Below are 6,000 nucleotides of genomic sequence, written 5' to 3'. Positions count from 1 at the left end.
TGGCGGGCCCAGACCGCCACACCCCCGGGCCCGCGTGATCCGATGGCCCGGCCGCGGTCCAGTCGAACCGCCCTGGGATGTGCCAATGGCCCAGTGTGTCCGGCTGCGGTTGAGCCAGGGGGCAATCAGATGGTGTGATGGTGCCGTCGATGGCGCTGCGGGATTCCGCGGCGCCTTTTTCATGCGGGTTCCTCGGACGAACCCCACGGACCGGACGCGAGAGGCGCGAGAGGGGCGGGAAAGCAGTGCTCAAGAGGATGTTCGTGGCGCCCGATCCGGGACGGACGCGGCTGCGCTTCGCCTCCAGGGCCGTCCTCGGCATCGCCGGGGCGGTCGCCGTGTGCGGCCTGGCCGGACATTCGCTCGTGGCGGCGATCACGGGCGGACTCGCCGCGCTGCTCGCCCTCTTCACCGTCGGCGACGCCACGGTCAGGGGGCAGGCCATCACCACGGCCCTGCTGCCCGCCGTCGGATTTCCCGTACTCGCCGTCGCCGCCCTGCTGCACGACGTGCCCGTGGCGCGCGACGCCGCCTTCCTCGCCGTCATGGGAGCCGGCGTGTACGCGCGACGCTGGGGGCCGCGCGGGCACTCCCTCGGCGTGTTCGCGTTCATGATGTTCTTCGCGACGCAGTTCCTGCACACGGTCCCCCGCCAGCTCCCCGAGCTGTACGCCGCCGTCCTGCTCTCGCTCTGCGCCGCGGCGGCCGTCCGCTTCGGCGCCTGGTGCTACGAACGCCGGCTGCCCCCGGCCGCCGTCCCGCCGCCCCACCCCGGCGCCGGGCTCGCCCGTACGACGACACGGCAGGCCGTCCAGGCCGTCGCGGGCGGCGCCTTCGCGCTCGCCGCGGGCCAGGTGCTCTCCGATCAGCGCTGGTACTGGGCCGTCGGCGCCACCTGGTGGGTCTTCGTCAACACCGCGTCCAGCGGGGAGACCCTGGTCCGCAGCTTCCGCCGGGTCCTCGGCACGGTCATCGGCGTCGCACTCGGCCTCGTCGTCGCCGTGCCGCTGAACGGCGCGCCCGTCCCCTCGGCGCTCATCGTCGCCGTCAGCGTCTTCGGCATCTTCTACACGGCCGCCGTCTCCTACACCTGGATGATGCTCGCGGTCACCGTCATGGCCGGTGTGCTCTACGGCCTGCTCGGGGTGCTCGACCCGGCCCTGCTCGCCCTGCGGATCGCCGAGACCGGGGTGGGAGCCCTCGGCGCCGCCCTCGCGGTGCTGCTCATCCTGCCCGTGACGACGCACGCCACCACCCACGCCTGGATCGAGCGCGCCCTGCGCTGCGTGCACGCCTGCACCGCCGAGGCCGCGGCCCGGCTCGCCGGTTCGGGCACGGCCGACCCCGCGCCCCGCGTCGCCGAGCTGGAGCAGCTCCTCGGCAAGGTGCGCCTCTCCCTCGCCCCGCTCGTCCACCCGATGAGCCCGCTGCGGGCCCGCAAGGAACGCGCCCGGCAGGTCATCGCCCTGCTCGACGCCTGCGCCGACGAGGTGCGCGGCCTGGCCTCGATCGCCGCCGACCCCGAGGCGTCCCACGACGACCGGCTCGCCGCCGCCTGCTGGCGTGTGGAGGCCGCGGTGGAGGCGCTGACCGGCCCCGCCGAGCGCGGACGCGCGTCCCTGGGCCCCGCCGAGGTGCCGCACGGCTCCGTCGTCGAACCGGCCCTCGCCCATCTGCACGGTCTGGAGAAGGCCCTCGCGGAACTCGCCGACCCCCTGCACAGCCCGCCGCGGACACCGCTGATCGGGGCCTGAACGCACATCGGCCGCCGCCGCGCGGGAACGGTGCGCTTCAGACGAGCCGGCCGGGGCAGCAGGGAGTCATGAAGATACTCATCGTCGTGGTGCTCATCGCTCTCGCCGCAGCCTGGTACCTGCACTCCCAGAAGCGACGCTGACCCGAAGCCGCACCGGCAGCGACAAAAAGAGAGCCCCGGCTGGACGGGGGGGACCAGCCGGGGCGGCAGAGGGGTGGCGGACGGAGGGCGGGCGCCTCTCCGCGAGGCCACATATGGATGAACGGTGAAGGAGCGCTGGAGGTTCCGCCCCCGGCCCGCGCGGGGGAGTGAGCTGCGACACACGCGGTGGCCTCCATGGGCGCGCCCGCCCCCGCTGGACCCACTGCTAGCGTCGGCCGCACGAGCGGCGCCCGGCACGTGGCGCCCGGGTCGATAGGGGACAGCAGTGGTCGTGGGCAGACAGGCCGGACGGGCCTACATCGGATCGTTCACCGCCGCCGGGGGCCTCGGCGTCCTCACCGCGGCCGTCGACGCGGACACCGGCGCGCTGACCGTCCTCAGCACCACCGACGCCGTCCCCGACCCGTCCTACCTCGCGCTCTCGCCCACCGGCACCACCCTCTACGCGGTCAGCGAGACCGCGGACGGCGCCGTCGCCGCCTACCACCTCGACGGGGACAAGCCGGAGCTCAGGGGCAGGCCCGTGCCGGTCGGTTCGGCCCCCACCCACCTCGGCCTGTACGACGGCCACGTCCTCACCGCCAACTACCGCTCCGGCAGCGTCACCGCCGTGCCGCTGCGCGAGGACGGCGGCCTCGCCGCCACCCCGACCAGCGAACTGCGGCACACCGGCTCGGGCCCGCACCCGCAGCGCCAGCAGGGCCCGCACGCCCACCAGGTCCTCGCCGACCCCAGCGGCCGCTGGGCGGTCAGCGTCGACCTCGGCACGGACTCCGTGCGCGTCTGCGCGTTCGGCGACGACGGCCTGACCCTGCACCGCGAGGTCGCCGTGCGCCCCGGCTCGGGCCCGCGGCACCTGGCCTTCCACCCCGACGGCGACCGCGCCTACCTCCTCAACGAACTGACGCCCACCCTGACCACCTGCTCCTGGGACGCCGAGACGGGCGCGCTCAAGCCGCTCAGCGAGGTCTCCGTCCTCGTCGACACCCCCGAGGGCGACGTCTACCCCTCCGAGGTCGTCGTCGCCCCCGACGGGCGGTTCGTGTGGACCGCCACGCGCGGCACGGACGTCATCTCCGTCCTCGCCATCGGCGCGCCCGACGAGGCGCCCCGGCTCGCCGCCACGGTGCCGTGCGGCGGGCACTGGCCGCGTGACCTGGCCCTGCACCCCTCCGGCCGGCACCTGTACGCGGCCAACGAGCGCTCGGGAGACGTCACCTGGTTCACGGTCGACCCGGGCACCGGCATCCCCCGCAGGGCGGGCTCGATCGACGCCCCCGCCGCCTCCTGCGTCGTCTTCGGCTGACCCCGCCCGTATACGCGCATGGGCCCGCCCCCACATCGGGGCGGGCCCATGCACCGGCGTACGAGGAGCACTCAGTGCACCGGCGCGCCCGAGGGCTGCTGCGGCGCGATGCCCAGCGCCGTCGTGTACTTCGACAGGGCCAGCTTGCCGATCGCCGGGTAGGGGCCGAGCGGTTCGGCGGCCGAGCAGCCCGCTTCCTTCGCCGCCGCGTCGAGCAGTCCCTCGTCGAGCTCGGGTCCGATCAGGTACGGGGCCAGGGCGAGCTGGGCCGAGCCCGAACCGCGCAGCTGCTCCGCGATCGCCGCGATGGAGCCCTCCTGGTCGAGCGCGGCCGCCATCACCGGCACCGCGAGGCGCGCGGCGAGCAGCATGCCGGTGATCCCGGCGGCCTGCACGGCCTCCTCGCCGCCGACCGTCGCCAGAATGATGCCGTCGGCGGCGGTGGCCACCGTGAACAGCCGGGCGCGGTCGGCGCGGGCGAGGCCCGCCTCCGACAGACGCACGTGCAGCGCCTCGGCGAGCAGCGGGTGGGGGCCGAGCACATCGGTCAGCTCGGCGGGGGCGCCACTGGCCGCGACGGCCTCCCGGATGCGCAGCGTCAGCGTGCTGTCGGGGCCCGCGAGCAGCGGCACGACGACCGCGACGGCGCCTTCCGGCTCGGCGGCGTCGGCGCCGGCCTCGCGCGCGCGCTCGAAGCGGGCGGTGCGCTCGGCCGCCGCGTGCGCGAGCACGGACTCCAGCGAGGGGAACTCGGGGAAAGACGTGACGGTGGCGTCCTCCTCACCGTCGACGTAACCGATCCTGGCGTCGAGTCCGGGCAGCTCGGAGCGGGCGATGCTCACGACCTCTTCGGCGAGCTGGCGTGTGGTGGTGCTGGGGGCGCCCGGCACGGCGAGGACCAGTGCGGGCGCGCCCTCGGGAGCCGCGACGGGCTCCGGACGGCGGTGCCGGCCCGGCTGACGGGGGCGCGGCATTCGTACGGGCAGGCCGGATGCGGGCCCAGTGGGGGAGCTCATGCGCCCGCATGCTACTGGCTTGCGGCCATACGCTGTTCGGGGAGGGTGCGGGTGGGCGGTATAAGTCCGTTTTTGTCTGAGGAATTACGCAGAGGTCGACGGGCCTTCCGACCGGTGGACGGAGAGCATGCGCGCGTCGCGCGGCAGCAGCAGCCGGTCCGCCGCCAGGCCCCCCGCGATGCGCAGGGCGCCGTCCAGCGGATCGCCGGCGGCGGGAACCTGCCGGGCGTGCGGCAGCAGCTCCGCCAGATCGTCGCGGAGCGGGCCGAGCAACGGCTCGCCCAGCTTGATCAGACCGCCGGTGAGCGCCACCTCGCTCGCCGCGTCCCGGGGGCAGACGGCCGCGGCGGCCTCGGCGACATGCCGGGCGGCGTCCCGGAGGATGCCGCCCGCCACCGCGTCCCCCGCCGCGCAGGCCGCGACCTCGGGCGCGAACGAGGCGAGGACCGCGGGCCGGTCCGCCCGCGGATAGAGCTGACCCGGCAGCCCGGCCGCCGGACCGAACACCTTCTCCGCGCGGTCCCGCAGCGCCGGCGAACCGCCCCGCCTGCCGTCGTGCGCCCGCATCGCCGCTTCGAGTCCCGCGCGCCCGATCCAGGCCCCGCTCCCGCAGTCGCCCAGGAGATGACCCCAGCCGTCGGCGCGACGCCACGCGGCGAGGTCCGTGCCGACCGCGATCAGCCCGGTGCCCGCGGCCACCACCGCGCCGGGCCGCTCACCCAGCGCACCCGCGTACGCGGTCACGGCGTCGGCGGCCAGCGCCACCCGCTCCGCACCCAGCTCCCGGCCGAGCGCTCCCGGCAGCTCCGCCCGCAGGCCTTCGCCGAGCGTCGCCATCCCCGCGGCCCCCACCGCGACCGCCGCGATCCGCCCGCCGCCCGACGCGGCCAGGAGGTCCCGCGCCAGGGGCAGCAGCAGGTCCATGAAGTGCCCGGCGTCGATGCCGCGCGGCCCCGTGCGCACCGGCTCCGCCGAGCGCACCGGCCCCGCGCACGGCGCTCCTTCCGGGCTCCCGAGAGCGGCCCGCAGACCGGAGCCCCCCGAGTCGACGCCCAGGACGCACGCGGCTCCGGTCACGACAGCCGCCAGTCCACCGGCTGCGCGCCCTGCCGGACGAGGAGGTCGTTGACCCGGCTGAACGGGCGCGAGCCGAAGAAGCCCCGGTCCGCCGACATCGGCGAGGGGTGCGAGGACTCCACCGACGGCAACGGCCCGAGCAGCGGCCGCAGATTGCGCGCGTCACGCCCCCACAGCACCGACACCAGCGGCTTGCCGCGCGCGGCGAGCGCGCGGATCGCCTGCTCGGTCACCTCTTCCCAGCCCTTGCCGCGGTGCGCGGCCGGCTTGCGCGGGGCAGTGGTCAGCGCCCTGTTGAGCAGCAGCACGCCCTGCCGCGTCCACGGCGTGAGGTCGCCGCTGGCCGGCGGCGGCAGCCCCAGGTCGTCGCCCAGCTCGCGGTAGATGTTGATGAGACTGCCGGGCAGCGGACGCACCTCGGGCGCGACCGAGAACGACAGGCCCACCGCGTGACCGGGCGTGGGGTAGGGGTCCTGTCCGACGATCAGGACGCGGACGTCGTCGAAGGGCTGCTGGAAGGCGCGCAGCACGTTCGGTCCCGCCGGGAGGTAGGTGCGTCCCGCGGCGATCTCCGCGCGCAGGAAGTCCCCCATCCCGGCGATCCGTTCGGCCACCGGCTCCAGGGCCTTGGCCCAGCCTGGTTCGACGATCTCATGCAAGGGTCGTGGTGCCACGCCGTCACC

The 6,000-nt window shown here is 75.6% G+C and carries 5 protein-coding genes; 2 read left to right on the top strand and 3 right to left on the bottom strand.

Annotated elements, in window-relative coordinates; all coding sequences use genetic code 11:
• Window positions 1-245: 245 nt before the first annotated feature.
• Both DCW30_RS13985 and DCW30_RS13980 read left to right on the top strand, forming a co-directional pair.
• A complete protein-coding gene (locus DCW30_RS13985; RefSeq protein WP_076687253.1) occupies window positions 246-1,754 on the top strand; it encodes an FUSC family protein in 1,509 nt (502 codons plus the stop codon).
• Between the two features lie 429 nt (window positions 1,755-2,183).
• Complete coding sequence (locus DCW30_RS13980; RefSeq protein ID WP_076687254.1) at window positions 2,184-3,224, top strand: lactonase family protein; 1,041 nt, start codon at window positions 2,184-2,186, stop codon at window positions 3,222-3,224.
• A gap of 71 nt (window positions 3,225-3,295) precedes the next feature.
• On the opposite strand, the gene DCW30_RS13975 is transcribed toward DCW30_RS13980, so the two are convergent.
• The 3 genes from DCW30_RS13975 to DCW30_RS13965 form a co-directional block, all read right to left on the bottom strand.
• The gene (locus DCW30_RS13975; RefSeq protein WP_062771118.1) at window positions 3,296-4,240 is read right to left on the bottom strand and encodes a sirohydrochlorin chelatase; all 945 of its coding nucleotides are present in this window, start codon (window positions 4,238-4,240) and stop codon (window positions 3,296-3,298) included.
• 84 nt (window positions 4,241-4,324) lie between these two features.
• Window positions 4,325-5,317, bottom strand: coding sequence for a BadF/BadG/BcrA/BcrD ATPase family protein (locus tag DCW30_RS13970; protein ID WP_076687255.1), 993 nt, complete (start codon window positions 5,315-5,317; stop codon window positions 4,325-4,327).
• Entirely contained in the window at window positions 5,314-5,991 is a 678-nt protein-coding gene (locus tag DCW30_RS13965) for a uracil-DNA glycosylase (protein WP_062771120.1), read from the bottom strand. Before DCW30_RS13965 ends, DCW30_RS13970 begins: the two co-directional genes overlap by 4 nt.
• Between the last annotated feature and the right edge of the window lie 9 nt (window positions 5,992-6,000).

The organism is Streptomyces alfalfae, from assembly GCF_004127445.1.
GTDB lineage: Bacteria > Actinomycetota > Actinomycetes > Streptomycetales > Streptomycetaceae > Streptomyces > Streptomyces alfalfae.
Note: the sequence above shows the minus strand (reverse complement) of the source record. Positions and strands in the feature narration are given on the sequence as shown.

Bases quoted from the DNA above. Each gene is read 5' to 3' on its own strand.
- DCW30_RS13975 (WP_062771118.1), bottom strand. From the start codon at position 4,240: ATGAGCTCCCCCACTGGGCCCGCATCCGGCCTGCCCGTACGAATGCCG.